20 protein-coding genes are annotated in these 25,468 nt (G+C 71.7%); 13 read left to right on the top strand and 7 right to left on the bottom strand.

Annotated features, from left to right (window positions below; genetic code table 11):
• Positions 1-478: 478 nt before the first annotated feature.
• Genes ABT186_RS11830 through ABT186_RS11820 form a run of 3 tightly spaced genes read right to left on the bottom strand, consistent with a single transcriptional unit; the run spans position 479 to position 2,773 of the window.
• Positions 479-1,303 carry an EamA family transporter gene (locus ABT186_RS11830; protein WP_351924845.1) on the bottom strand — a complete coding sequence of 275 codons (825 nt, stop codon included), beginning with the start codon at positions 1,301-1,303 and terminating at the stop codon, positions 479-481.
• A complete protein-coding gene (locus tag ABT186_RS11825; RefSeq protein WP_351237896.1) occupies positions 1,300-2,343 on the bottom strand; it encodes a M56 family metallopeptidase in 1,044 nt (347 codons plus the stop codon). The genes ABT186_RS11830 and ABT186_RS11825 overlap by 4 nt, the downstream gene beginning before the upstream one ends.
• A 4-nt stretch (positions 2,344-2,347) precedes the next feature.
• Positions 2,348-2,773, bottom strand: coding sequence for a BlaI/MecI/CopY family transcriptional regulator (locus tag ABT186_RS11820; RefSeq protein ID WP_351237895.1), 426 nt, complete (start codon positions 2,771-2,773; stop codon positions 2,348-2,350).
• A 145-nt stretch (positions 2,774-2,918) separates the two neighbouring features.
• Here ABT186_RS11820 and ABT186_RS11815 point away from each other — a divergent pair, with 145 nt between their 5' ends.
• From ABT186_RS11815 to ABT186_RS11805, 3 genes are read left to right on the top strand one after another with little or no spacing between them, the layout of a single operon-like run.
• Positions 2,919-4,310 carry a glycosyltransferase gene (locus ABT186_RS11815; protein WP_351924783.1) on the top strand — a complete coding sequence of 464 codons (1,392 nt, stop codon included), beginning with the start codon at positions 2,919-2,921 and terminating at the stop codon, positions 4,308-4,310.
• Positions 4,307-5,083 carry a polysaccharide deacetylase family protein gene (locus ABT186_RS11810; RefSeq protein ID WP_351924781.1) on the top strand — a complete coding sequence of 259 codons (777 nt, stop codon included), beginning with the start codon at positions 4,307-4,309 and terminating at the stop codon, positions 5,081-5,083. The genes ABT186_RS11815 and ABT186_RS11810 overlap by 4 nt, the downstream gene beginning before the upstream one ends.
• A 30-nt stretch (positions 5,084-5,113) precedes the next feature.
• Complete coding sequence (locus tag ABT186_RS11805; RefSeq protein WP_351924779.1) at positions 5,114-5,638, top strand: MarR family winged helix-turn-helix transcriptional regulator; 525 nt, start codon at positions 5,114-5,116, stop codon at positions 5,636-5,638.
• Positions 5,639-5,651: 13 nt separating this feature from the next.
• Here the strand turns inward: ABT186_RS11805 and ABT186_RS11800 are convergent, their stop codons facing one another.
• Positions 5,652-7,418 (bottom strand): ABC transporter ATP-binding protein, encoded by a 1,767-nt coding sequence (locus ABT186_RS11800; protein WP_351924777.1) that lies wholly within the window; start codon positions 7,416-7,418, stop codon positions 5,652-5,654.
• Between the two features lie 223 nt (positions 7,419-7,641).
• Between ABT186_RS11800 and ABT186_RS11795 the strand changes: the two genes are divergently transcribed.
• The 4 genes from ABT186_RS11795 to ABT186_RS11780 all read left to right on the top strand — a co-directional run bounded on the left by ABT186_RS11795 (position 7,642) and on the right by ABT186_RS11780 (position 11,500).
• Entirely contained in the window at positions 7,642-8,730 is a 1,089-nt protein-coding gene (locus ABT186_RS11795; RefSeq protein ID WP_351924775.1) for an S-(hydroxymethyl)mycothiol dehydrogenase, read from the top strand.
• Positions 8,730-9,359: an MBL fold metallo-hydrolase gene (locus ABT186_RS11790; protein ID WP_351235115.1), complete on the top strand. Its 630-nt coding sequence runs from the start codon at positions 8,730-8,732 to the stop codon at positions 9,357-9,359. Before ABT186_RS11795 ends, ABT186_RS11790 begins: the two co-directional genes overlap by 1 nt.
• 101 nt (positions 9,360-9,460) lie before the next feature.
• Positions 9,461-10,375, top strand: a complete 915-nt coding sequence (locus ABT186_RS11785; protein ID WP_351235117.1) for an SDR family oxidoreductase — start codon at positions 9,461-9,463, stop codon at positions 10,373-10,375.
• A gap of 156 nt (positions 10,376-10,531) precedes the next feature.
• Positions 10,532-11,500, top strand: coding sequence for an aldo/keto reductase (locus ABT186_RS11780; RefSeq protein WP_351235119.1), 969 nt, complete (start codon positions 10,532-10,534; stop codon positions 11,498-11,500).
• Positions 11,501-11,583: 83 nt separating this feature from the next.
• On the opposite strand, the gene ABT186_RS11775 is transcribed toward ABT186_RS11780, so the two are convergent.
• Entirely contained in the window at positions 11,584-12,183 is a 600-nt protein-coding gene (locus tag ABT186_RS11775) for an RNA polymerase sigma factor (RefSeq protein ID WP_502973183.1), read from the bottom strand.
• Here ABT186_RS11775 and ABT186_RS11770 point away from each other — a divergent pair.
• The 3 genes from ABT186_RS11770 to ABT186_RS11760 all read left to right on the top strand — a co-directional run bounded on the left by ABT186_RS11770 (position 12,182) and on the right by ABT186_RS11760 (position 15,882).
• Positions 12,182-13,606 carry a serine/threonine-protein kinase gene (locus tag ABT186_RS11770; RefSeq protein WP_351924771.1) on the top strand — a complete coding sequence of 475 codons (1,425 nt, stop codon included), beginning with the start codon at positions 12,182-12,184 and terminating at the stop codon, positions 13,604-13,606. The two genes, ABT186_RS11775 and ABT186_RS11770, sit on opposite strands and share 2 nt — an antisense overlap.
• Positions 13,607-13,707: 101 nt before the next feature.
• Positions 13,708-14,433 (top strand): DUF4232 domain-containing protein, encoded by a 726-nt coding sequence (locus ABT186_RS11765; protein WP_351235125.1) that lies wholly within the window; start codon positions 13,708-13,710, stop codon positions 14,431-14,433.
• Between the two features lie 201 nt (positions 14,434-14,634).
• Complete coding sequence (locus ABT186_RS11760; protein WP_351924769.1) at positions 14,635-15,882, top strand: polysaccharide deacetylase family protein; 1,248 nt, start codon at positions 14,635-14,637, stop codon at positions 15,880-15,882.
• Between the two features lie 111 nt (positions 15,883-15,993).
• Here the strand turns inward: ABT186_RS11760 and ABT186_RS11755 are convergent, their stop codons facing one another.
• Complete coding sequence (locus tag ABT186_RS11755; RefSeq protein WP_351924767.1) at positions 15,994-17,997, bottom strand: glycosyltransferase family 39 protein; 2,004 nt, start codon at positions 17,995-17,997, stop codon at positions 15,994-15,996.
• A gap of 424 nt (positions 17,998-18,421) precedes the next feature.
• Positions 18,422-19,093, bottom strand: a complete 672-nt coding sequence (locus ABT186_RS11750) for a maltokinase N-terminal cap-like domain-containing protein (protein ID WP_351924843.1) — start codon at positions 19,091-19,093, stop codon at positions 18,422-18,424.
• 285 nt (positions 19,094-19,378) lie between these two features.
• Between ABT186_RS11750 and ABT186_RS11745 the strand changes: the two genes are divergently transcribed.
• The 3 genes from ABT186_RS11745 (at position 19,379) to ABT186_RS11735 (ending at position 25,425) form a co-directional block, all read left to right on the top strand.
• Positions 19,379-21,046, top strand: coding sequence for an NAD-dependent malic enzyme (locus ABT186_RS11745; RefSeq protein ID WP_351924765.1), 1,668 nt, complete (start codon positions 19,379-19,381; stop codon positions 21,044-21,046).
• A gap of 354 nt (positions 21,047-21,400) precedes the next feature.
• On the top strand, positions 21,401-24,295 hold the full coding sequence (locus tag ABT186_RS11740) for a bifunctional glycosyltransferase/CDP-glycerol:glycerophosphate glycerophosphotransferase (RefSeq protein WP_351236574.1): 2,895 nt from the start codon (positions 21,401-21,403) through the stop codon (positions 24,293-24,295).
• On the top strand, positions 24,292-25,425 hold the full coding sequence (locus ABT186_RS11735; protein WP_351236572.1) for a glycosyltransferase family 4 protein: 1,134 nt from the start codon (positions 24,292-24,294) through the stop codon (positions 25,423-25,425). Before ABT186_RS11740 ends, ABT186_RS11735 begins: the two co-directional genes overlap by 4 nt.
• The last annotated feature ends 43 nt before the right edge of the window (positions 25,426-25,468 follow it).

Genomic DNA, 25,468 nt, shown 5'->3' with positions numbered 1-25,468 from the left:
TGCGTGACGTGGCCCCGCGCCGACGTGCACCGGAGGAGGTGCCGTCGAAAGCTCGGCCGGGGGAGTGGCGGCTGGGGCGGCCGAGCGGACGCGAGGAAGGCTTCGGTGTCCTCGGGCCCGGCTCCGGACGGGGGGATGGGCCGGGGCCGGGCCCGAGGACGGCGCCGTCCCCGTCCCCACGGGATGCGGCGCGCCGGGGCCGCCACCGCTCGAGGCGGCCCCGGTCGTAGGGCCACGCGGGGACGCGGGCATTCGATGGATTGCTTGAGTTAGGCAAGCATTCATGACTTACTTGAGTCAAGCAACGGAATGTTGTCGCCGGTGTACGGCAGGTGCAGCAGTCGGAGAAGTCCGGGTACGTCAGCAGGATCCCGGACCCCGAGGACCGCCGTGCCCGGCAACGGGTCCGAAGTGAAGGGAGGTTCCCCAGGACCGGCCGCCGTCCCTACGAAGGCCGGGGCGCGGAGCCTCCGGGGCGTCAGCATCGCCGCGCGGCGATGCTGACCGTGTTGGCGGCGACGACGGCCCCGATGCCCGCCCACTCCGGCCCGCCCAGCTGCTGGCCGAGGACGATCCATCCGACCACCGCTGCCAGTACGGGGTTGACGCTCATGAAGAGCCCGAAGGCCGGGGCCGACACATGGCGCAGCGTGAACAGGTCCGCGAGATACGGCACCGCGGACGAGAGCACACCGGCCGCGACGGCGCAGCCCGCGGCCCCCACGGTCGGCGGGTGCCGAAGGGCGACGACGAGCCCGACCGGCAGGAACAACAGGGCGGACAGCCCCGCCGCGGCAGCCGAGCCCTGCGCTCCGGGTACACGCCGGCCGACGGTCCGGTTGAGCAGGATGTACGACGCCCAGCAACCCGCGGCCAGCAGACCGAGGCCCATCCCGGCGTAATCGGTGGACGGCTGAGGCCGCATCAGGATGACGACACCCGCCGCGGCGATCAGCCCGCAGCACGCGTCGACGCGCCGGCGCGACGCCGCCAGGGCGATGCCGAGCGGGCCCAGGAACTCCAGCGTCACTGCGAGCCCGAGGCCGATGCGGTCCGCGGCGCTGTAGAGGGACAGGTTCATCGTCCCGAACACCAGGCCCAGCAGCAGTACGGGCCACCACTGCCGCCAGGTGAACGTCCGCAGTCGGGGCCGGGCGACGGCCAGCAGGACAGGTGCGGCGACGTACTGGCGCACCGCGACGACGCCGGCCGGCCCGAGGACGGGAAAGGCCAGCGATCCGATCGCGGCACCGAACTGGTTGGACAGGCTCCCGCCCGCCGGGATGAGGTGACGGCACCCTATCCGTGGTGCTGCTCGTGCTTTCCGTGCCCGTGGTGGTCGCAGCAGAGGTCGGGCCAGCTCGGGGGATGGTCCGCCGACGCTGCGCCCAGGGGCATGGGCTGCGCCGCGCCCACGGACTTGGCCTGCGCCGCGCACTGCGCCCGCTGTGCGCTCTCGACCATCTTCTCGCTGTCCGAAGCCGCGTTGGCCAGGCTCGCGCAGCACACGGTCAGCAGCAGGGCGCCCGCGGCGAACGGCAGGGTCCGGTGCGGGGGAGGCGGGGCGAGCAGGGCCCGTACGCGCTGTGGCACCGCCCCGCCCGTGGCGGCCAGCGCGGTGGGACGGGAGGAGTCGGCGGCGGACGCGAGGGCGGCCCGCCCGACGGCGTGGGCGACGACCTTACGGCTGCCGACCCGGGCCGCCGCCTCCTCGTCGGCCCAGCGCTCCAGCACGAAGCCGCCCGCATCGGCCAGCGGCCGCAGCAGCGGATTCACGGCCGCCGTGAGCCGCCAGACGGTCTGGAAGAGATGGTGCCTGCACCGCAGATGGGCCCGTTCGTGCGCCAGCAGGGCCTCACGCTCGCCGTCGCCCAGGCAGCGCAGCATGCCCCGGGACACCACGATCCGGCCGGGGGCGCCGGGCAGCGCGAAGGCCCGCGGCGCGTCGTCGTCGAGCACGGCCAGTTCCGTGTCGCCGGGCAGCCGTGCGCACTCCCGCCGGGCCCAGAGGACGTGACGGGCCTGCCGTACAGCGGCGACCGCCAGCGAGACGACTCCCGCGACCAGGGCGAGGGCGCCGGCCACCGCGACGACCAGGTACACCGGGTCCTCGGCCTGCAATGCGGCCACCGACCAGCGGCCCTCCTCGGCGACCTCGGGAATCTGGGCGAAGCCGGTGAACGCCAGCAGGGCCAGCGACCCCATCCAGCCGGCCGCGGTCACCACCGCGGCGCATGCCAGCGCCCACGCGGCCGGGCGCGGGGCCAGCCGACGGACCGGCCGGGGTGCGAGCATCGTCAGCGCGGCAGTGACCAGGAACGGAACGTAGACGCTGATCAGCACCGGTTCAGGGCCTCTCGTCGAAGCGCTCGTCACCATCGCGCGGTTCGTGTCCCGACAGCAGCCGCTGCAGCAACTGCTCGTCCTGTTCGGACAGTTCGGAGACGAACCGGGTCAGCACCGCCTCGCGGTCGGAGCCGCGCTCCAGCAGTGTGTGCATCCGCTCGGCGGTGTGGGACGCCTCGTCCCGGGCCGGTTCGTACGCGTATCCGCGGCCCTTGCGGTGCCGGACGAGCATGCCCTTGTCGTACAGCCTCGACAGGATCGTCAGGACGGTTGTGTACGCCAGGTCGCCGGGCAGCCGCTCCCGGACCTGTCGCGCCGTCATCGGCCCGTCGGCCGCCCAGAGCGCGGCCAGTACGCCGCTCTCCAGTTCGCCGCGTGCCCGCCTTCCGGATGCCCCGCCGGACCCGTCGTCATTCCCGTCGTGCACCGTTCACCTCCCCTTTGCCGCTCGGCTCCACAGACTACCCGGCGAGCTACTACTGGTTGTAGGAAGTATGCTCCGGGCTTTGAGACGTGAACTACTACATGTTGTAGAGTTCCGCCGCTCCCTGATGTGCGGAGGAAAAGAGCCCATGTCCCACCTCGGAAGTACGGTCCCCCGGCCCGCGCTCGCCGGCGCCGTCCCGCGCCCCCGACCAGCGACGATGCCCTCGGGCCGGGTCACGATCGTCTCCGCGAGTGTCGGAGCCGGCCACGACGGCGCCGCCACCGAGCTCGCCCGCCGTCTTGCGGCGGACGGACTCGTCGTCGACCGGTACGACCTGCTGGACCTGCTGCCCGCCGGGCTCGGCCGGGCCGTCAAGGGCAGCTATCACCGGTTGCTCGTCCGGGCGCCGTGGGCCTACCAGCGGATCTACTCCAGCACCGAACGAGCCGGGGGCGGCGGGCCTGCCGCGCGGGCGCTGCTGAGAGCCGCCGAGGACCGGGTGCTGCGCGCCCTGCCCCCGGGCACCGGCGCGGTCGTCTCCACCTACCCGGGGGCCAGCCGGGTGCTCGGCAACCTGCGTCTCGACGGCCGGCTGACCGTGCCCGTCCTCACCTATCTGACCGACTTCTCGGTGCATCCGCTGTGGGTGGCGGCGGGCGTGGACGTCCACCTCGCGGCCCACGCCGTGCCCGCCGCGCAGGCCCGGGCCGTCGGGGCGAAGGACGTCCGGGTGTGCGGACCGGTGGCCGACCCACGGTTCCGCCCCTGCGACGCACAGGAGCGAAGCCGGGCCCGCGCCCGGTTCGGGCTGCCGGAACACGCCCCGCTCGCCCTGCTGGTCGCCGGTTCCTGGGGCGTCGGCCCGGTCCGTCAGGTGGCCCTGGAACTACGCGACTGCGGCGCCGCCGTCCCGGTCGTCGTCTGCGGCCGCAACGAGGCCCTGGCGGAGCAGCTGCGCGCCGACGGTATCGAGCACGCCTACGGCTGGGTCGAGGACATGCCCGGCCTGATGCACGCCGCCGACGTCCTGGTCCAGAACGCCGGCGGGCTCACCTCGCTGGAGGCGTTCGCCGCGGGCCTGCCGGTCGCGAGCTACCGCTGCATACCGGGCCACGGACTGACCAACGCCGCCGCCCTCGACGAGGCCGGCGTCGCCGTCTGGATCCGTGAGCCGGCCGGCCTCAAGGCCGTGCTCTGCGACCTGATCGACGGCCCGCTCGGACTGCGGCAGCGCGAGGCGGGACTCGCCCTGTTCGCCGCCGACCGGGACGCCGGCCCCGCCGCGGAGATCGCGCGCGTCCACCGCTCGGGGCCCCCGGACTCCCCTCCGCGTCCCCCCGCGCGGCGGGTGCGCCGCGCCCCTCGCCGGCTCGGCGCCACCACCGCGGCGGCGTGTGCCGTCTGGGCCTGCGCGGTCGGTACGGGGATCGCGACGGCGTACGACGGCCCCAGCCTGATGCACACCATCGGCCACGGCCTGGACCTCGACGACCCCGCGCCCGGCCACGGCCCCCGACCGGAGGGCCACCACTCGTGACCACCGCACAACTGATCCGTACGGCCGCCCGCGCCGCCCTGCCCGCCCTGGCCGCCGCCCACGCCGCGCCCGTCATCTCCACCTTCGGACCGCTGCGCAACCGCGTCATGCCCCGTCTGTCCGGCCGGGGCCGGGCCGACCATGTCGCCCTCACCTTCGACGACGGACCCGACCCCCTGTCCACCCCGCTCTTCCTGCGGCTGCTCGCCGACCGCCGGGTGCACGCCACCTTCTTCCTGTTGGGCAGCGAGGCGCGGCGTTCACCCGGCCTGGTGCGTGAAATCGCCGCAGCGGGCCACGAGATCGGCATCCACGGCTGGCTGCACCGCCCGCTGCTGCTCCGCGGCCCGCGCGCCACGTACGACGACTTCGCCCGCGCCCGCGATCTCGTCGGCGACCTCACCGGACGCCGACCCCTGCTCTTCCGGCCCCCGTACGGCGTCATGTCGACCGCTGCCCACCTGGCCGCCCGTCGTCTGGACCTCACCCCGGTGCTGTGGACGTGCTGGGGCGAGGACTGGACCGCCCGTGCCACCCCGGAGTCGGTCCACCGCACGGTTACGGCAGACCTGGACGGCGGCGGTACGATCCTGCTCCACGACTCCGACTGCACCTCGGCACCGGGCGCCTGGCGCTCGGCTCTCGGTGCCCTACCCCGCATCCTCGACACGTGCGAGCAACGGGGCTATGCCGTCGGTCCGTTGCGTGACCACGGGCTTTCCCGCCCGGCCGCGGAGCGCCATCGCCGTGGGGCGACACAGGAAGTTACTTGAGTCACGCAACCATATGGTAAACTGGCGAGTATGCCCACTCCACAGCTGCCCTCAGCTCCCGCCTCGCCGGAAGTGATCGAGATCGAGCGAGCGCTCAACCGCATCACCTATCTGAGCACGCGCGCCCGGCAGCACGACCGTCTGATGGCCCTGGCCGGTGTGCCACTGGACCGTGCCGCCGTGGCGCTGCTGCGGCAGATCGCCGACTCCGAGCCGCTGCGCCCGGGGGAGCTGGCCAACCGGCTCGGAGTCGAGGCCTCCCATGTCACCCGGCAGGTGCAGCAACTGGAGAGGGCCGGCTATGTCTCCCGCGTGCCCGACCCCGACGACCGCCGCGCCCAGCGCATCGAACTCACCCCCCAGGGCCAGGAGGCCATCAACCGCATCCGCGAGGCCGGAGTCCGTGGCATGCAGGCGGCCCTGAACACATGGTCGCCCGAGGATCTCCAGCAGTTGGCCACCCTGTTCCACCGCATGGTCGACGACTTCCTCGCCTACGCGGCCGACGACGAGGCCGTCCAGGAGGTCCTCGCGGCCGCACGCCCCGAAACCTGACGCGGTCCTGGCGTCAGTCGGCCGTGGCGAGGAACTGGGTCGCGGCGAGTTCGGCGTAGAGCGGGTCCGCGGCGACCAGTTCGCGATGCGTGCCGACCGCGCGGACGCGGCCCGCGTCCATGACGACGATCCGGTCGGCCATCGTCACCGTGGACAGCCGGTGCGCGACCACCAGCACTGTCGTCGACCGCGCGACGTCCGCGACCGTGTCCCGCAGCGCCGCCTCGTTGACCGCGTCGAGCTGCGAGGTCGCCTCGTCGAGGAGCAGTAGACGCGGACGGCGCAGCAGCGCGCGGGCGATCGCGACACGCTGGCGTTCGCCGCCGGAGAGCTTGGTCCCCCGATGCCCGACCAGAGTGTCGAGACCTCGGGGGAGCCGCTCCACCAGACCGTCCAGGCGCGTCGTCTTGACCACGCGCTCCACATCGGCGTCGTCGGCCTCCGGATTGCCGAGGAGCAGGTTGTCGCGCAGGGATCCGGACAGGACCGGCGCGTCCTGCTCCACATAACCGATGGCCGACCGGAGCTGGGGCAGCTCCCACTCGGTCACGTCACGGCCGTCGAACGTGATGGTGCCCGCCTCGGGGTCGTAGAACCGCTCGATCAGCGAGAACACCGTCGTCTTGCCCGCTCCGGACGGGCCGACGAACGCGGTCATGCCCTGGGCCGGAACCGTGAAGGTCACGCCGTGATGCACGTACGGGAGGTCGTCCGCGTACCGGAAACGCACGTCCTCGAAGGTGAGGGCGGCCGGCTGCGCACCGGGCGCGGGCAACGGCGCGGGCCGCGCGGGCGGTTCGGCGGGCAGCCGCAGCGCCTCCTGGATACGGGCGAGTGCCGCGGCGCCCGTCTGGTACTGGGTGATCGCGCCGACCACCTGCTGGATCGGCGACATCAGATAGAAGACGTAGAGCAGGAACGCAACCAGCGTGCCCACGTTGATGGCGCCGGTCGCGACCCGGGCGCCGCCGACGGCCAGCACGGTGATGAAGGCGATCTGCATCGCGAGGCCCGCCGTGTTGCCGGCGGCCGCCGTCCATTTGGCGGCACGCACGCTCTGCCGCCACGACTCCTCGGCCGCCGCGTGCACGGCCGCCTCCTCGCGGTGCTCGGCGCCCGACGCCTTGACCGTGCGCAGCGCGCCGAGGATCCGCTCCAGGGACGCGCCCATCGCGCCCACCGCGTCCTGCGCCTGCCGGCTGGCCCGGTTGATGCGCGGCACGATTACCCCGAGCACCATGCCCGCCACCAGGATCACGCCGAGCGTGACACCCAGCAGCACCGCGTCGACCAGGCCCATCATCACCACCGTCGCGACCAGGGTCAGGCCGCCGGTGCCGAGGCCGACCAGCGAGTCGGTGGTGACCTCCCGCAGCAGCGTGGTGTCGGAGGTGATACGGGCCATCAGATCGCCCGGCTCGGTGCGGTCCACCGCGGATATCCGCAGGCGCAGCAGATACGACGACAGGGCGCGCCGCGCACCGAGCACGACCGACTCGGCGGTGCGCCGCAGTACGTACGAACCCAGCGCGCCCACCGCCGCGTTGGCGAGCACCAGCCCCGACATGGCCAGCAGGGCCCAGGTGATGGGCCGGTCGTGGGCCAGGTCGTCGATCAGACCGCGGGCCACCAGCGGCAGCAGAAGTCCGCTGGCGCCCGTGGCCAGCGCCAGCAGCGCGCCCGCGCACAGCGCCCACCGATGCGGTCGTACGTATCCGAGGAGCAGCCGCCACGAGGGTGGCGCGGACTCCGGCTCTGCTTCCGTCTCTGCGATGCTCACGGCTTTCCTTGCGGAGTAGGGGCGTTCAGCCTACGTCCGCCGTGTCATGGGGGTGTCACCCGCGTGCGGTGGGCGCGGACTCGTACGCCAGGCCGACGGCACTTCCGTTGCGCGGAATACGTGCGCAAGACGTGCCCTCCGCGCAAGGATCATGTATGAGGGCCGTCAAGGCCCGCCCCGGGCGCGCAGGGCGCCCGCACCACCGACGGAAGGCAGCAAGACCATGGCGCAGGAAGTACGCGGCGTGATCGCCCCTGGCAAGGACGAGCCGGTTCGGGTCGAGACGATCGTCGTACCGGATCCGGGGCCCGGTGAGGCCGTGGTCACGGTCCAGGCCTGCGGGGTGTGCCACACCGACCTGCACTACAAGCAGGGCGGCATCAGCGACGAGTTCCCCTTCCTGCTCGGCCACGAGGCGGCGGGGGTGGTGGAGTCGGTGGGCGAGGGCGTCACGGACGTGGCGCCCGGCGACTTCGTGGTCCTGAACTGGCGTGCGGTGTGTGGTCAGTGTCGCGCCTGTCTGCGCGGCCGCCCCTGGTACTGCTTCAACACGCACAACGCGAAGCAGAAGATGACCCTCGCCTCCACCGGCCAGGAGCTCTCCCCGGCCCTGGGCATCGGCGCCTTCGCGGAGAAGACGCTGGTGGCGGCCGGCCAGTGCACCAAGGTCGACCCGTCCGTCTCCCCGGCCGTGGCGGGCCTGCTCGGCTGCGGCATGATGGCGGGCATCGGCGCCGCCATCAACACCGGGAACGTCGGCCGGGGCGACTCGGTCGCGGTCATCGGCTGCGGCGGCGTCGGCGACGCGGCGATCGCCGGATCGAATCTGGCGGGCGCGGCGAAGATCATCGCGGTGGACATCGACGACCGCAAGCTCGCCACCGCAAAGGAACTGGGCGCCACCCACGCCGTCAACTCCAAGGAGACCGACCCCGTCGAGGCTATCCGCGAGCTGACCGGCGGATTCGGGGCCGACGTCGTCATCGAGGCGGTCGGCCGCCCGGAGACGTACAAGCAGGCCTTCTACGCCCGTGACCTCGCGGGCACCGTCGTCCTCGTCGGCGTCCCGACCCCCGAGATGAAGCTGGAACTGCCGCTCCTCGATGTCTTCGGGCGCGGTGGGGCCCTCAAGTCGTCCTGGTACGGGGACTGCCTCCCGTCCCGGGACTTCCCGATGCTGATCGACCTGCACCTGCAGGGCCGTCTGCCCCTGGAGAAGTTCGTGACCGAGACCATCGCCCTCGACGAGGTCGAGAAGGCCTTCGAGCGGATGCACCACGGCGACGTGCTGCGCTCGGTGGTGATGCTGTGATGACCGCCCGCATCGACCACCTGATCACCTCCGGCACCTTCTCCCTCGACGGCGGCACCTGGGAGGTCGACAACAACGTGTGGATCGTGGGCGACGACCACGAGGCCGTCGTCATCGACGCCGCCCACGACGCCGAGGCGATCGCCGAGGCCGTCGGCAACCGCACACTGCGCGGCATCGTGTGCACGCACGCCCACAATGACCACATCGACGCCGCCCCCGCCCTCGCCGAGCTGACCGGCGCCGGGATCTGGCTCCACCCCGACGACATGCCGCTATGGAAGCTGACCCACCCCGACCGCGTCCCCGACCACTGGCTCGCCGACGGCCAGGTCATCGAGGCCGCCGGCACCGACCTGACGGTCCTGCACACCCCGGGCCACGCACCCGGTGCGGTCTGCCTCTACGACCCGGGCCTCGGCACGGTCTTCACGGGCGACACCCTCTTCCGGGGCGGCCCGGGGGCCACCGGACGCTCGTACTCCCACTTCCCGACGATCATCGAGTCGATCCGTGACCGGCTGCTGGCCCTCCCGTCCGAGACGGTGGTCCGCACGGGACACGGCGAGACGACGACCATCGGCGCCGAGGCACCCCACCTCGACGAGTGGATCGCCCGCGGCCACTGATCCGACGACGCGCCGGACCACCGACGCGAAAAGGCGACAGAAGATGTCCGGCTTCCGCGACAAGCTCGACGCACACGGTTCCACGAGCGCGGAGGTCGGACATGTCGAGGCCACTCGAAGGCAAGGTCGCACTGGTCGCGGGGGCTACGCGCGGCGCGGGGCGGGGAATCGCGGTGGAACTCGGCGCGGCCGGGGCCACCGTCTACACCACCGGCCGCAGCACGCGTGCACGTCGCTCCGAGTACGACCGGCCCGAGACCATCGAGGACACCGCCGAGCTGGTGACCGCGGCGGGCGGGCAGGGCATAGCCGTACCCACCGACCATCTGGCCGCCGCCGAGGTGCGCTCCCTCGTGGACCGCATCGAGGACGAGCAGGGGCGCCTCGACATCCTCGTGAACGACATCTGGGGTGGCGAGAAGCTGTTCGAATGGGACCGCCCGGTGTGGGAGCACGACCTCGACAAGGGGCTGCACCTGCTGCGGCTCGCCGTCGACACGCATGCGATCACCAGCCACGACGCACTGCCCCTGCTGCTGCGTCACCCCGGCGGCCTGGTCGTCGAGATGACGGACGGCACGGCCGAGTACAACCGTGACACCTACCGGGTCTCGTTCTTCTACGATCTCGCCAAGGCGTCCGTACTGCGCATGGCATTCGCCCTCGGCCACGAGCTGGGGCCGCGCGGCGCCACCGCCCTGGCCCTCACCCCCGGCTGGCTGCGCTCGGAGCTGATGCTCGACCTGTTCGGGGTGACGGAGGAGAACTGGCGCGACGCCCTGGAACGCGTACCGCACTTCTGTATCTCCGAGAGCCCGTACTACGTGGGCCGCGCCGTCGCCGCGCTGGCCGCCGACCCCGAGGTCTCCCGGTGGAACGGCGCGTCCCTCTCCAGCGGGCAACTCGCCCGGGTCTACGGCTTCACGGACCGCGACGGCAGCCGCCCCGATGCCTGGCGCTATCTCGTCGAGGTCCAGGACACCGGCAAGCCGGCCGACGCGACGGGGTACCGCTGACCGGATGCCCGCGAGAGGCCCACGTCAGGGCTCCGCGGCACTTAGGGTGGAAAGGATCACGTCGTCGGGGGCGACGTCGCCGTCACCTGGACCGCGAGCGGTCCTCACCGGGCGGTCCAGGCGGCCGGCCCCGCCCCGAGTGAAGGCAGGAGTCGCATGGAGTACGTGAAGCTCGGTTCGACGGGCTTGGACGTGTCCCGGATCTGCTTGGGCTGTATGAGCTTCGGCAGCCCCGACCGCGGCACGCACACCTGGACCCTCGACGAGGAGGCGTCCCGTCCCCTGATCAGCCGGGCGCTCGACGCCGGCATCAATTTCTTCGACACCGCGAACGTCTACTCGGACGGCACGAGCGAGGAGATCGTCGGCCGGGCGCTGACCGAATACGCCCGCCGCGACGAGATCGTGCTGGCGACGAAGGTGCACGGCCGGATGCGCTCCGGACCCAACGGCGGCGGGCTGTCCCGCAAGGCGATCATGACCGAGATCGACCACAGCCTGCGGCGTCTCGGCACGGACTACGTCGACCTCTACCAGATCCACCGCTGGGACCCCGTCACCCCGATCGAGGAGACGATGGAGGCCCTGCACGACGTGGTCAAGGCGGGCAAGGCCCGCTACATCGGCGCGAGTTCGATGTACGCCTGGCAGTTCTCCAAGGCCCAGTACACGGCCCGGCTGAACGGCTGGACGCGGTTCGTCTCCATGCAGAACCACTACAACCTCCTCTACCGCGAGGAGGAACGCGAGATGCTGCCGCTGTGCGGGGACCAGGGCGTCGGTGCTCTGCCCTGGAGCCCGTTGGCCCGCGGGCGGCTCACCCGGGAGTGGGACGACACCAGCGAGCGCAGCCGTACCGACGAGTTCGGCAAGCGGCTGTACCAGGAGGGCGACCGGGCGATCGTCGAGGCGGTGGCCGCGGTCGCCGCCGAACGGGGCGTCCCGCGCGCCCGCGTCGCCCTCGCCTGGCTCCTGCACCGCAGCACCGTGGCCGCGCCCATCGTCGGCGTCACCAAGCCCCACCACATCGACGACGCGGTCGCCGCGGTCGGCATCGAACTCACCGACAAGGAGATCCAGACACTGGAGGAGCCGTACACGCCGCACGCCATCAGCGGCCACTGACGCTTCGCCAGGACACCGCACGGGCCATGACCGGGGCGGTACGGAGTGCCCGTACCGCCCCTCGTGGATGGTTCCCGGCGCCCCTACTGGGAGCCGGCCAGCCAGGGCCTGACCTGTTTGCGTGCCTCGTGCAGACGGGACTTCAACGTGCCCAGCGGGACGCCGACGCGTTCGGCGACCTCCGCGTACTCCAGCTGGCAGATGTCCCGGTAGACCAGCGGCGCGACCAGGTGCGGGTGTTCACGCTCCAGCCGCTCCAGAGCCTCCAGCAGGTCGATGCGGGACCCGGCGATCACGCTCGTCGTCCGCGGGTCCACGTACTGGCCCGCGTCGATGGTCGCGGGCTGTTCGGCGGCCCGCCGCTTCAGCTCCCGGTACTTCTGCCGGGCGCAGTTGGCGACCACCGTGTACAGCCAGGTGCCGAAGCGGCTGCGGCCCTGGAACGTCGTGATCTTCACCGCCACCTGCAGCAGCACGTCCTGCGCCGCCTCCTCGGCGTCCTCCCGGCACGGCAGGAACCGTCCGCAGCGCCGTACGACCTCCGGCTGGATGTGCTGAAGCAGCGCGTTCAGAGCCGCCTCGTCACCCGCCGCCGCGCGCCGAGCGAGCTCCTCGGAGTCCGCGGCATCCCCCACTGGGAGCTCCCCTCGATATCGATACCGGACCAGGCATGATAGTCGCATGCAGTCCCTGGAGCGGATCGACCGCTACCGCCTCGAACGCCGCCTGGGCGGCGGCGCCTTCGGTGTTGTCTGGCTCGCCCACGACGACGTCCTCGACGCGCCCGTCGCGGTGAAGGTGCTCGCCGAGAACTGGGCCGACCGGCTGGACATCCGGGAGCGGTTCCTGTCCGAGGCACGCCTGCTGCGCCGGGCCGGCTCGGGCCGGGTCGTCCAGGTCTACGACATCGGTGAACTCCCCGACGGCAGGCCCTACTTCGTGATGGAGTACGCCGACGGCGGCACCCTCGCCGACCGGCTCACCGACGGTCCGCTCCCCGTCCCCGAGGCCCTGCGGCTGACCGCTCTCGCCGCCCATGCCGCGGCCGCCCTGCACGACGCCGGGATCGTGCACCGGGACATCAAGCCCTCCAACGTGCTGCTGCGGACCGCGCATGACGGCTCCACCCGGCTGCTGCTCGCGGACCTCGGCCTGGCCAAGAGCCTGGCGCAGGCGTCCTTCCTGACCATGGCCGCGGGCTCGGCCGGCTACGCGCCGCCCGAGCAGACCGAACCCGGTACGGGCATCGACGAGCGTGCGGATGTCTACAGCCTCGGCGCTCTTGGATACCAGCTCGTCACCGGCGCCGTCCCCGCCCCGCCGGGCAAGGTCGTTCCCCCCGACCGGCTGCGCCCCGATCTGCCGCCCGAGGTCCAGCGGGCACTGCTGCAGGCGATGGAACCCGACCGTGAGCGGCGCTGGCCGACCGCGGACGCCTTCGCCGGTGAACTCGAGCGGCTCGCCTCTGCCGAGGGTGCGCCTCGGCCGGCCTCCGGGACCGGCGCGGGACGGGCCTCCGTGCCGGCCGCCGTGAAACCCCCGCGCCGCCGGGGGACCCTTGTCCTCGTCCTGGCCGCCGTGGCCGTCGCCGGTTCCGCAGCGGTCATCACCACGCTCCTGCTCCGGCAGTCCACCGCAGCGGACGTGACGGTCCAGGACTCCACCGGCCGTGTCGAGGCCACGGTGCCCGCGGCCTGGGGCCGTCAGCTGCGCGACTCCGGCTGGGACCCCAAGTCGGTGGGACTGCCGACGGCACACGCCCCGGCCCTCGCCGTGGCCGACGACCTCTCGCGCTTCGATGACCTCGGCAGCGGCGTGAACGGCGTGTTCATCGGTCTGAGCGAGCGCGGCGACCTCACCGCCGAGGTGGGCGCGCTCGGCCACACGGGCTGCCACTACCAGGGCAGTCGCGACTACCGGGGCACGGTCTGGCACGGGCAAATACGCACCTGGAACGGCTGCTCGGGGGGCAAGGGCTCCGTCACGGAGGCCGCCCTCAGCCTCGACGACGGCGCCGACCAGCCGCAGGTGTACGTGCAGATACGCCAGGAAGGCGGCAGCGACGCGACCGACAGCATCCTGGATTCGGTGCGGGTCACCGGCTGACGAACTTTTCCGCCTGTACGTGCATCGGACCGGGATGACGGGGCACTCGGTTCCGTTCGCACGCGCCCGGGCCGGGCAGTGAGTTTCAAGGAGTAATGGACATGATGACCTTTCGGCGCTGCACAGCGGGCCCGGACCACGACGGCGCGGCCCCCTTCCTGACGGTGCGCCGCGTGGGGTCGGCGCTCGGCGCGGTCGCCGCCCTGAGCCTGCTCACCGCGTGCGGCAGCGGCCACGGCACGGCGGGCGCACCGGAGAAGCTGCCCGGAACGGCCCAGCCTGCCTCCGGCGACCGGTCGACGGACGCCGGTACGGCCACGGCCACCCGCGGCACCTCGGCCGCCCCCGCCGCATCGGGCGGCGCCGACTCCACGTCCGCCGCCGCCTCCAACGGGAGCGGCACCACGAGCACCCGCTGCCACACCTCCGCCCTGAGCGCCTCCGTCGGTGCCGACAACCCGGGGGCCGGACAGGAGAACTTTCCCCTCGTCCTGACCAACCGCTCCGGGCGCACCTGCACGATCGACGGCTACCCGGGCGCCGCGTTCGTGGACGCCTCCGGCAAACAGCTGGGACCGGACCCCAGGCGCAGCTCGGGCAGCCTGAAGAAGATCGTGCTGGCGCCCGGCAGCAGCGCCTGGGCCGGTCTGACCTTCTCCAACCCCGAGGTCAGCGGCGCCAGAACGGCAACGCCCACGGCGATCCTCATCACGCCGCCCGACGAGAAGGTCTCCCTGAAGGTGGCCTGGTCGGCCGGCGCGGTCCCCGTGTCGGGCAACGCCTCCTCCGTGTTCCTGACTGCCTTCCAGGCGGGCACCGGCGCCTGACTCCGCCGCACCGCCCCAGCCGGGGACCCCGCTGTCCGCCTGCCGACAGCGGGGTTTGTCATGGAACCGCTGCTGATGTCACAGGACGGCAACACGTCCCGGGCGCCCCGATCTTTCTGCCGCCCCCGCTCATCGAACACGTCGAGCCACACCGCAGGAGGCTCCGCCCGGAGCCGCTCGACCAGGAAATCGGGGACGAACATGAATGGCATCTCACGCAGGCGTCTGCTGACCGCGGGGGCGACGGCGGGCACCCTGGGCGCGCTGTCCGCATGCTCGGGCGGCAGCCTGGGCCTGGGCGGCACAAGCCACTCGGACGGCAGGGCCACGTCCCAGGCCCGGCCCGTGAAGCTCATCGGCGACGGGTCCACCGCCGACACCGGCGCCCAGCCGAAGCAGCCCAAGGCCGAGCGGCTGAAGCCCGGTCAGCGGCCGCCGCAGTTCGTGGTCTTCTCCTGGGACGGTGCGGGCGAACTCAGCAACCAGCTGTTCTCCCGCTTCCGCAAGATCGCGGCCGACCACGGCGCCTCGATGACCTTCTTCCTCAGCGGCATCTACGCCCTGCCCGAGTCCAAGAAGCACCTGTACCGTCCGCCGCAGCACCCGGTCGGCGCCTCCGCGATCGGCTACCTCGCAGACCGCCACATCCACGCCACTCTCCAGCAGGTACGCGCCGCCTGGCTGGAGGGCCACGAGATAGGCACCCACTTCAACGGCCACTTCTGTGGCGCCGACGGGGTGCGCAACTGGTCGTCCGCCGAATGGAAGAGCGAGATCGACCAGGCCGTCCGCTTCGTCACCGAGTGGAAGACCAACACCGGCTTCTCCGACCTGGACCCGCTGCCCTTCGACTACCGCAAGGAACTGATCGGCGGCCGCACCCCCTGCCTGGAGGGCCAGTCCAATCTGCTGCCCACCGCGGCCGCCCTCGGCTGGAAGTACGACGCCAGCTCGTCCGGCGGCCTGCAGATATGGCCCGGCAAGGTGCAGGGCGGCCGGATCTGGGACTTCCCGCTGCAGTCCATCCCGTTCTCCGGCCACTCCTTCCAAGTCCTGTCGATGGACTACAACATGATGTTCAACCAGTCCGGCGGCAACCCCCTGGGCGACCGCTCCCAGTACGACGCCTGGCGCGCGCAGGCCCGTGACACCTACCTGGCGGGCTTCCGGCGCGCGTACGAGACCAACCGCGCCCCCTTCTTCATCGGCAACCACTTCGAGCGCTGGAACGGGGGCATCTACATGGACGCCGTGGAGGAGGCGATCAAGCAGATCGCGACGCATGACGAGGTCCGCATGGTGTCCTTCCGTCAGCTGGTGGAGTGGCTGGAGGCCCAGGACCCGGCGGTCCTCAGGAAGCTGCGCACGCTGTCCCCGGGCCAGTCGCCGATCGGCGGCTGGGAGGAGTTCCTCGGCGCGCCCGCGTCACCGACGACGTCGGCGAGCTGACCGGCGCCCCCGGCCGCCGGCGCAGCAGGCGCCGGCGGCATGGATGGCATGAGGCGTTTCGAGAGGTACGGGGTCTTCGGCTCGCTGGACGTGAACGGCATCCAGGATTCGCTACGAGCCGGATCCCGCTCCGCACCGGTAGAGCGACGGCAGTTCGGCGCTGGAGCCGCCGTATTCCGTCGGCGGCACGGCCGTGCAGTGCGCGGTGACCCAGCGTTTGATCTCGGTGTAGGTGGGCGAGGCGCTCGTTCCGTACTGCCCGGTCGCTCCGTGCTTCCCGTGGTGCCCGGTCCTTGCGTGCCGACCGGGCTGCTTCGTTCCTCCGTACTGACCGGCCGTGCGGGAGTGCCGGAGCGCGACGTAGTGGAGTTCGCCGGAGCTGATCAGATGGCGCAGCCGGTCCAGCGTGGGGTACGGAACCTGACCGGTGAAGCCGCCCATCGGGAGCACGGACGCGTTGGCCGAGATGATGTAGGGCGCGGCATCGGACCATCCGGGCATGGCCGCAAGGTACTTCGCACCGTCCTGGTGCGCCGTGAGGTAGGCAAGGAAGCGCTCGCGTGCCGGAGTGAGCCGGGACGGCCCACCGCCGCCCGGGCGGCTGGAGGGTCCGACCCTGCCCATGCCGCCTGCCTGGTTGTAATGCGGGGAGAGCGCCGAGGCCGACCATGCGGCCGGTATCACCAGGAGCGCGGCGAGACCGACCGCCAGTCCGGCCACGAGAACCCGCGGACGGTCGGTCGTGCGCCGACGGCTGACGCCGACGAGCGCCAGGGACACGACGCAGAGCGCGACGGCGGCGGGCGCGATCCAGCCGATGAAGTGGGGGTAGTGCTGCGTCAGCGCCACACTCCAGACGACGTTCGCGGCGGTCACCGCCGGCAGCACCCAGGCGCGGCGGCCGCCGGACCGGCACGCCTGCCATGCCCGGACCAGCCCGGCTCCGCTCAGTGCCGACAGCGCCACGGCGACGACACCCATGTAGTACGTGTGACCGGTGACGCTGCCGAAGCTGAACGCGGCGAAGAAGGTGGCCAGCCACACCCCCCACAGCACGTACCCGGCGAGTGCGGGGTCGGTGCGGGCGACGCGACGGCGCCGCGCGACCACGAGACCCCACAGAAGGGCGCACGCGGCCAGCGGGTACAGCCACCCCGTCTGGGTGGCCAGCCCCGGGCTGAACATCTTGAGCACGCTGTTGCCCATGCCGGGGCCCTTGTCGCCGGCTCGGTGCGCGGAGTGGCTCGTACGGTCCGACGCCACGGTGCCGTCGCTGTCGCCCGCACGGTCCGTGCCCGTACCGGTGCCCGGCTGCATGTCCTGCCCACTGACGACGCTGCCCGTGTCGGCCGCGTCGACGCCTATGGCGTTGAACCGGGTCAGGAAGTTGTAGCCGACGACCATGGCGAAGGCCGAGTTGTTCGTGGTGCCGTCGATGTAGGGACGGGACTGTGCGGGGACGACCGTCGCCACGGCCATCCAGGACACCGACACCGCAACGGTGACCGCACCGGCCACCGCGACATGGCCGACCCGGCGCCGCAGGGTCGTGGGCGCGGCTACCAGGTAGGTGACCGCCAACGCCGGCAGGACCGCCCAGGCCTCCAGCATCTTGCACTGGAAGGCCACCCCGACCCAGACCCCGGCGAGCAGAAGCGTGCGCAGCCGGGCCCGCTCGACGGCCCGCCCGGTCGCCTCGGCGGCCAGGAGCAGCAGCAGGACGAACGGCGCGTCCTCCACTATCGACCGGCCGAGTCCCACGGTCACCGGGGTGAGCGTCAGGAACGCCGCGGCCAGCAGTCCCGCCGCCACACCGGCCCAGCGGCGTACCAGCAGGTGGACCAGGAGTACGCAGGCCACGCCCTCGATCGCCTGGGGCAGCACCAACGCCCACGGGTGAAACCCGAAGACCATGGCCGACAGGGCCTGTGGCCACAGGTATCCGGGCAGTTTGTCCAGGGTGATGGAGTTGCCCGGGTCGAACGAGCCGAAGAAGAACGCGACCGGGTTGTCGGTCATGCTGCGCACGGCGGCGGCGTAGAACGTGTGGTAGACGCTGTGCTCGATGCCCCATGTGTAGAGGACGGCCGCGAGCGCCGTGATGGCCAGTAGCACCGGTAGCTCGTAGGGCGGCCGTGTGACCCGGGGAGGTTGTTCTCCGTCGTGGGGGTGAGCAGTGGCGGCGCTGCTCGTCACGACCGTCGGCGTGTCGCCGCCCGGCGCTGCGGTCGGTTGGGTCTGGGGGCTGAGCATGGGTGGCCTTCCGGGACTCCCGCTGTCTCTTCGGTGTCGCGTCGGTCCGCCTTCGCGGAAGGCGCGACCGGACGATCCGACTATGAAGAAGTAGGCATTTCCCGGCGGCGGTGCATGATCAATACAGGGGCTTGGTAAGAACCTGCGCTTGTTTGTTCGGTGCGTGTCATGGAGGAGACGTGCGGGTGGCCGGCCCGTTGCGGGCGGGATAACTGACGTCCGGCCCGTCTGCCACGGGCAGACGGGCCGGACGTCGCGAGCCGGGCCCTGAACCGGTCGTGCCGGGTCAGGAATCGGTGTCGTGGAGGAGAGCGAACACGGCGCGGTTCTCGCCGCCGTCCGGGGAGCGCCAGCCCGCGGTGACATGGCCGGAGGCGTCGGCCGGGGAAGTGTCGCCCGGCTGCAGGACGCGCTTCACCTGGAGGACCAGCCGGCGGGCGGGCGCCGATGCTGCGGTGTCCACGGTGAGGCGGGTGTCGTGGGGGCCGTTGGTCACGGTCGTCGAGAGGACGCCGCCGGCGACACCGGTGCCGGTGAAGTGAACGACGACCGACGGGTCGGGAGTGTCCGTCAGGCTCTGCGCCTGCGGTTCGGCGCGGTCCTGCAGGAGTTCCAGCAACTGGGCGACGAGCACCGGGTCGTGAGTGCCGTCGTAGATCCATCGCTGTCCCAGTACGCCGTGCTCGGACGTGCCGATGAGCCCCTGCTCGGCTCCTTCGAGGGGCGCGGCGCGGTAACTGAGCGGTACGTGGTACGAGACCGGCCGGTCGCCGGAGTCGTCGGTGGCCACCATGAACTCGATCCCGACCTCCCCCTCCGGATCGTCCAGCCGGAACCCTCCGCTCTTGGACAGCGCCGGTGTGCGGCCCGTGCCGAGATACCAGGGCTGGGTGGGAAGCCAGGAGGCGAGGTGCTCCAGCTTGGTGGGGGTCATGGTGGTGCGGTGGACGATCGCCATGCCCCGTGAACGTGTCATGTCGGCGCCCGAATTCCCGCCCCGCGCCGGTGAATTGGCCGGAACGCGTCCCGTGCCGGTCTCCACGGCTGCTTCGCCCGACGGGCGTCCGGCGCGGCGGACGTGTTGCTCGCCGAGGTTCGGTCGGAGCACTTCGCTGCGATCCGACCGGGGCCCGCACTCCGGTCCGGCGAACAGGTGAAGGCTTTCGTCTTCCCGGCGGTGCGGACGGTACACGAGCGGGACACAGGGAAGAGAATGCTCGACCCCTCTTCACTGGACCGTACGATGACCCACATCACCGGACAGATCACCGCCCGCGGCGCCGCGATCCTCGCCGACCCGCTGCTCAACAAGGGCACGGCCTTCACCCGCCAGGAACGCGCGGCGCTCGGCCTGGACGGGCTGCTGCCGCCCGCCGTCGAGACCCTGGACGAGCAGGTCGCCCGTGCCCACCAGGCGTTCCTCGCCTACGACAAGCCGCTCAACCGGCACATCTACCTGCGGCAACTGCAGGACACCAACGAGGTGCTCTTCTACCGCCTGGTCACCGAGCATCTGGAAGAGCTGCTCCCGATCGTCTACACACCGACCGTCGGGGAGGCGTGTCGCCGCTTCAGCGAGATCTACCGGCGGCCCCGCGGCCTGTTCCTGGCCTGGGAGGACCGCGACCGTTTCCGCGAGATCCTGCACAACCGCCCGCACAAGGGTGCCGTCGACGTCATCGTCGTCACCGACGGCCAGCGCATCCTCGGTCTCGGCGACCAGGGCGTCGGCGGCATGGGCATCCCGATCGGCAAGCTCAGCCTCTACACCGCCATCGGCGGCCTTCCCCCGGCGCGCACCCTGCCGATCCTGCTCGACGTCGGCACCGACAACGAACAGTTGCTGTCCGATCCGCGCTATCTGGGCAGACGGGAGCACCGGCTCACCGGTGCCGAGTACGACGCGATGATCGAGGCGTTCGTCTCGGCCGTCGAGGCGGAGCTGCCGGGCACACTGCTGCAGTGGGAGGACTTCGCCACCGTCCACGCCCGGCCGATCCTCACCCGCTACCGCGACCGGCTCCTCACCTTCAACGACGACATCCAGGGCACGGCGGCGGTCGTGCTCGGGGCGCTCTCCACGGCGTGTCAGGTGGCCGGCACGCCGCTGACCGAGCAGCGGCTGGTCGTGCTGGGGGCGGGTTCCGCCGCCGTGGGCGTCGCCGACATGATCCGCGCCGCACTCGTCGACGAAGGACTCTCCGAGGCCGAGGCCGCGGGGCGCTTCTGGTTCGTCGACGTCGACGGGTTGCTCGCCGCCTCGCGCACCGACCTGACCGACGAGCAGCGGGTCTACACACGCGCGGACGACGAGGTGGCCGGCTGGGAAGGCACCGGGCTCGCCGAGGTGGTGCGCCGCGTCGAGCCGACGGTGCTCATCGGTCTGTCGACGGCGCATGGCGCGTTCACCGAGGAGATCGTGCGCCAGATGGCCTCGACCTGCGAGCGCCCCGTCGTCTTCCCGCTGTCCAACCCGACCTCGCACGCCGAGGCCGAGCCGGCGGATCTTGCCCGCTGGACGGACGGGAGGGCGCTCATTGCGACCGGTTCGCCGTTTCCGCCGCTCACGGTGGACGGCCGGGAGGTTCCGGTCGCACAGGCCAACAACGTGTACATCTTCCCGGCCATCGGACTCGCGGTGGCGGCCGGCGGGGCGACCAGGGTCACCGACCGGATGCTGGTGGCCGCCGCGCGTGCCGTGGCCCGGCGGGCGACCGAGGCGGCCGCCGGTCTCCCGGGCCCGCCGCCGCTGCTGCCGCCGCTCGGCGGCATGCGGGAGGCGGCACGGGAGATCGCGGTGGCCGCGGCGTTCGCCGCCGTCGAGGACGGGGTGGCCCCGAAGGCGACCGAGGAGGCGCTGCGCGAGGCGGTCGCTCAGACCCAGTGGAGCCCGGACTATCCGGCGTACTGATGCGGGACATCCGGCCGCCCGGCGTCCGGTGTTCCCGCACCGGTGCGGCCGTATCGCCATGCCCGCGGCGTGGCCGACGCCCCGGTGGACTCGGGTTTCGTCATGGAATCGCCACGCCCGCCCCACCGCCGGTGCGGGCCCAGCCCCGGCACCTTCACGTAGCGTGGAGGGGCGGCAGGGCGCCGCCCTCGCCCGTCGCGATTTGCAGAACGCAACCCTACGAGTTGTAGGGTTGGCGGCCCAGAGCCAACCGGGGCGCACCCCTGTCCGCGGGTTGCCATCGCGGGCGCCGCAGAGCCGCAGCGGTGACGGGGCCGCCGTCCGGAGAGCCGACATCCGAGACGAGAGGTGGCCGTGTCGATCGATACCCCCGAGTCAGGTGGGGCGGAGCCGGACATCAGCGTCGTCGTCATCGTCTACAACGACGCCCGGCGCCTCCCGGCAGCCGTACGCTCCGTGCTCGACCAGACGCTGCGCAGCGTAGAGGCGATCATCGCCGACGACTGTTCGACCGACGAGTCGTACGAGGTCGCCCAGTCCCTTGCCGCCGCCCACCCCGGCCGCGTACGCGCGATCCGGCTGTCCGAGAACAGCGGCGGCTGCGGAGAGCCGCGAAACCAGGGCATGGCCGTGGCCCGCGGGCGGTACGTCATGTTCCTGGACAGCGACGACGCCCTCGAGCCCAACGCGTGCCGCAACATGCTGGAGGCGGCCGACCGCAGCGGTGCCGACCTGGTCTCGGGACTCTGCGTCCGGGTGCACACCGACAGCCGGCACGACAAGAGGATCCCCTGGTACCCCTGGCTGTACCGGTCGACTCGCACCGTCGAGTCCATCGCCGAGCTGCCGGACCTGTTCGTCTTCGACACCCTGTCGACGAACAAGTGCTACCGGCGCGACTTCCTCGTCGAGAACGGGCTCGCCTTCCCGCGTGGCATCCACTACGAGGACCTGCTGTTCTCGGCGCAGGCCTATCTGGCGGCCGGACGGATCACCCTGATCCCCAACACTGTCTACTTCTGGCACGTGGCCGAGAAGACCACGACCAAGTCGATCAGCAACCGGCGCCATGAGATCAACAACTTCACCGACCGGCTGGAGATCCACCGCCGTATCGACGCCGTACTGGACCGGCGCGGCCTCGACGAGCTCAAGCTGCACAAGGACACCAAGTTCCTCAAGCACGACCTCGTCCTCTACCTCCGCGACCTGCCCTTCCTCGACAACGACTACCGGCATCGCTTCGCGGAGCTCGCCCGCGGCTATGTCCAGGACTTCCCCGAGGCGGCGTACGGCCAACTGGACCGGGTGCACGCCATCTGCGCCTACCTGCTGATGCAGGAGGACTGGGACAACCTGATGCCGGCCGTCGACACGCTGATCAACCGGAACAAGATCTCCGCGCCGCTCGCCGAGCGCGACGGTCGCGTTTACTGGTGCGATCAACACCTGGACGATCCGAAGGCGCGCGACGTCATGGACGTCACCGGCCTTGGTTACCACGGCAGACCGCTGGAGCGGATGTTCCTGCGCAACCTGCTCACCGAGTACGCCGTCCGCGGTGACCTGGTGGTCCTCGAAGGCACAGTGGTCAACCCGCTGCACACCGTGCCGGCGGACGCACGCCTCACCGCCGAGCTGGAGTTCCGCGCCCGTCGCCGCAGCCTGCAGACCTTCCGGTTCCCGGTGCGTACGGTCCGTCACGCGGGCGACGCGATCACCTGGCAGGCCGCGGTCCCGCTGACCGGTCGCTTCCGGCCGCTGGGTGTCGTCGACGAGGTGTGGGACGTCCGGCTGCATCTGACCGCGAACGGCAAGCGGACCACGACCCGGCTCACGGCCGGACGCGTCGATCTGGAGAACGCCCCGTCCGTGCTCGTACGCCCCCGACTCAGCCGGCTCGTGGCGGACCGGCTCGAACCGCAGGTCTCCGCCAAGGGGCATCTGGCCTTCCGGCTCACCCAGCACGGCACGGCCGCCCGCCGTGGACGCGCCGTCGTGGACCGCAATCTGCACGGCTCTGCGGCCAGGACCGTCAAGGGCACCTACCGCACGCTCCGCGCCGTGAAGAGAGACCTGGCCTCGGGCCGGCGCAAGGTCCAGGCCTACCAGCGCATGCTGCGGCTGCTCCCGGTCCGCAAGGGCACCGTGGTCTTCGAGAGCCACCTCGGCAAGCAGTACAGCGACAGCCCCCGGGCCATCCACGAGGAAATGCGCCGCCGCCGGCTGCCCGTCACCGCCATCTGGGCCTACTCGGGAGACCGCCCCGAGGGTTTCCCGAAGGACGTCGAACTCGTCCGCCGGTGGTCCTGGCGCTACCTCAGGGCGCTGGCGCAGGCGGAGTTCTGGATCGACAACCAGGGCTTCCCCTTCAGACTGGCCAAACGCCCGGAGACCACCTACATCCAGACGTGGCACGGCTCGGCCCTGAAAAGGATGGGCTTCGACGAGCCCGGCTACCGGGTGATGTCCGAACAGGAACAGCTCTCCTACCAGGAGGCGCTGGACCGCTTCGACCACTTCGTGGTCCGCAGCGAACACGACGTGCGCACCCTCGCCCGCGCCTACCGCATCCCCGAGCGAAAACTGCTGCGCACCGGCTATCCGCGCAACGACGCCCTCGTGCGGGCGGCCCGGGACCCGGAGGCCTCCGATCCGGCCCTGCGCCGGCTCGCAGAACGCCTCGGCATCCGCCCGGACCGCCGCGTGGTGCTGTACGCGCCCACCTTCCGCGCCCGTCCCGACGGCGGCGTACGGGACTTCGAGTTCCCCTTCGACGTGGAACGCTTCGCCGACCGCTTCGGGGACCGGTACACGCTCCTGGTCCGCTCCCACTACCTCAACCGGGTCACCCTTCCGCCGTCGGTGGCGGGCCGAGTGATCGACGTGACGGGCGAACCGGACATCACCCCGCTCCTCCTGCTCTCCGACACCGTGATCACCGACTACTCGTCGGTGATGTTCGACTATGCGCTGCTGCGCCGGCCGCTCGTGTTCTACGCCTACGACTGGGAGGAGTACTCCCAGGACATCCGCGGCACGTACTTCGACCTCCGCGAAGAGGCGCCGGGTCCGGTCGCGGGCACCGAGGACGAACTCTTCACCGCGCTGTCCGACCTGCCTGCCGTGGGCGACCGGTACGAGGCGCGGCTCAAGGAGTTCGTGGACAAGTACGGCGAGTACGACCACGGGGACGCGGCGGCTCGCATCGTGGACCGCTTCTTCGGCCCTGGGGGAGATGCCCGATGACACAGCGTGAGATCATCTTCGTCGCCAACGAGGTCAACGAACTCGGCGGTGTGGGCCGCTGGCAGGCCCAGATGGCCCGCCTGTTCGCGGAACGCGGCCACCGGGTGAAGGTCATCGGCATCTCCCCGGCCGACGTACCGATGGACCTCGGCGGGAATCCGCCGTTCGAGATGCAGACCCTGTACGACCGGCGGCCCCCCGTCCGCCGTCGGCCGCACACCCCGTTCGGCCGCTGGGATCCGGCGCTCCGACGGCAGGAGGCGGACAGACGCGCCGCCGCGGAGCGCCTGTCCCGGGTGTTCCGTGCCGCGCGGCCCGGCGCCGTGATCATCGTGACCCAGGTGTGGGCCATGGAGTGGGTGGCGCTCGCGGACACCGCGGGACACCCGGTCATCGGGATGAGCCACGAGTCCTTCGAGGCCTCCCGCCGCTCCTCGCGCTTCGAGCGCGTGCAGAAGTACTACGGGGGCGTGGACCGGCTGCTGGTTCTCACCCAGGAGGACGCCGACCTCTGGGTCGGGGAGGGCCTCAACAACGTCGGTTTCATGCCCAACCCCCTGCCGGTGACGCCCCGATCCCCGTCGCCGCGCACGGAGAAGGTGGTGGCCAGCATCGGGCGGCTCAGCCATGCCAAGGGCGTCGACCTGCTGCTGGACGTGTGGGCCGAGTCAGCGCCCCGGCAACCCGGCTGGATCCTGCGCATCTACGGGGCCGGCGACCACGAGGACGCGCTGCGGCAGCAGTGCACGGAGCTCGGCCTGGACGACTCGGTGGAGTGGGCCGGGCAGACCGACGACGTGACCGGGGCGCTCGGGCGGTCGTCCGTTCTCGTGCAGTCCTCCCGCGGCGAGGGGTTTCCGCTCGTCCTGCTCGAAGCAATGGCCTGCGGTGTGCCATGTGCCGCGTTCGACTGTTCCCCGGGCGTGCGCGAGATCGTCAGGGACGGAGAGGACGGTCTGCTGGCCCGGCACGGCAACACCTCCGAACTCGCCCGCCATCTCGTACGGTTGATGGCCGACGAGAACCTGCGCGACACGATGGGGGAGCGGGCACGGGAGAACGTGGGGCGCTTTGCTCCAGAGGTGATCACCCGCCGGTGGGAGGAACTCTTCGACTTCCTGGAGCGCTGACGGGCGCGCGCCCCGGCGCATTCCGGGGCGCGGCCCCTGTGCA

The sequence above is a fragment of the Streptomyces sp. NPDC001634 genome (assembly GCF_040298185.1).
Taxonomy (GTDB): Bacteria; Actinomycetota; Actinomycetes; order Streptomycetales; family Streptomycetaceae; genus Streptomyces.
This window is presented reverse-complemented; position numbering and strand designations above follow the sequence as displayed.

Bases quoted from the DNA above. Each gene is read 5' to 3' on its own strand.
- ABT186_RS11770 (WP_351924771.1), top strand. From the start codon at position 12,182: ATGCAGTCCCTGGAGCGGATCGACCGCTACCGCCTCGAACGCCGCCTG.
- ABT186_RS11765 (WP_351235125.1), top strand. From the start codon at position 13,708: ATGATGACCTTTCGGCGCTGCACAGCGGGCCCGGACCACGACGGCGCG.
- ABT186_RS11785 (WP_351235117.1), top strand. From the start codon at position 9,461: ATGTCGAGGCCACTCGAAGGCAAGGTCGCACTGGTCGCGGGGGCTACG.
- ABT186_RS11795 (WP_351924775.1), top strand. From the start codon at position 7,642: ATGGCGCAGGAAGTACGCGGCGTGATCGCCCCTGGCAAGGACGAGCCG.
- ABT186_RS11775 (WP_502973183.1), bottom strand. From the start codon at position 12,183: ATGCGACTATCATGCCTGGTCCGGTATCGATATCGAGGGGAGCTCCCA.
- ABT186_RS11735 (WP_351236572.1), top strand. From the start codon at position 24,292: ATGACACAGCGTGAGATCATCTTCGTCGCCAACGAGGTCAACGAACTC.
- ABT186_RS11745 (WP_351924765.1), top strand. From the start codon at position 19,379: ATGACCCACATCACCGGACAGATCACCGCCCGCGGCGCCGCGATCCTC.
- ABT186_RS11760 (WP_351924769.1), top strand. From the start codon at position 14,635: ATGAATGGCATCTCACGCAGGCGTCTGCTGACCGCGGGGGCGACGGCG.
- ABT186_RS11750 (WP_351924843.1), bottom strand. From the start codon at position 19,093: ATGGCGATCGTCCACCGCACCACCATGACCCCCACCAAGCTGGAGCAC.
- ABT186_RS11805 (WP_351924779.1), top strand. From the start codon at position 5,114: ATGCCCACTCCACAGCTGCCCTCAGCTCCCGCCTCGCCGGAAGTGATC.
- ABT186_RS11780 (WP_351235119.1), top strand. From the start codon at position 10,532: ATGGAGTACGTGAAGCTCGGTTCGACGGGCTTGGACGTGTCCCGGATC.
- ABT186_RS11815 (WP_351924783.1), top strand. From the start codon at position 2,919: ATGTCCCACCTCGGAAGTACGGTCCCCCGGCCCGCGCTCGCCGGCGCC.
- ABT186_RS11790 (WP_351235115.1), top strand. From the start codon at position 8,730: ATGACCGCCCGCATCGACCACCTGATCACCTCCGGCACCTTCTCCCTC.